Annotated in this window: 1 protein-coding gene and 1 pseudogene; both read right to left on the reverse strand. The window is 44.8% G+C overall.

Annotation, left to right across the window (positions count from 1 at the left end):
• Positions 1-216 precede the first annotated feature (216 nt).
• On the reverse strand, positions 217-468 hold the full coding sequence (locus tag A3739_RS06045; protein ID WP_068473542.1) for a YfhL family 4Fe-4S dicluster ferredoxin: 252 nt from the start codon (positions 466-468) through the stop codon (positions 217-219).
• Between the two features lie 13 nt (positions 469-481).
• Positions 482-641: pseudogene (locus A3739_RS29475) on the reverse strand (phosphopantetheine adenylyltransferase); the annotation flags it as partial.

A 641-nucleotide genomic window follows, 5' to 3' on the forward strand; every position in this document is an offset into this window, starting at 1 on the left:
ACGGTCGCAGAAATGGTGACAGTAAGAATGAGAGCAAAAAACAACAAGAAAACACGGTTTTTGTCAACCTTGCTTTCTAATAGCTCGATACGTTGTTCGGGGGTTAACGGTACTTCAGATTCGTTTGCTTTTTCTTCGCTCATGAACGACCTAACTACACTGAGTTCACTGTATTTGTTTGGCTAAGTGTAGTCAGAATCTAAGAAAGGGCTAATTTTAGGAGATGCCCGTTAGCTTTTCGTATTTTGCCATGAGCTGTTCTTGCGTCTCATTGTGAGCAGGATCAAGAGGGATGCAATCAACAGGGCACACTTGCTGACACTGTGGCTCGTCATAGTGACCAACACATTCTGTGCATTTAGATGGCTCGATCTCGTAGATCTCTTCCCCAGGGGAAATGGCTTCGTTGGGGCACTCCGGCTCACAAACGTCACAGTTGATGCAGTCGTCTGTAATGATTAATGCCATGATCCTGTTCCTGTTACTGCTGCTTAAAGTGTTCGTCTAGGGCTTTGCTGACCGTTGGATGAACGAATTCATCAATGTTTCCGCCCAGTACTGCAATCTCACGAATCAATGTCGAAGAAATGTACGACAAGTGATTGTCTGGTGTTAAGAAAATACTCTCTGCTTGAGGCACG

It is taken from the genome of Oleiphilus sp. HI0067 (genome assembly GCF_001635735.1).

Coding starts and splice junctions, on each gene's coding strand:
- A3739_RS06045 (WP_068473542.1), bottom strand. CDS start 468: ATGGCATTAATCATTACAGACGACTGCATCAACTGTGACGTTTGTGAG.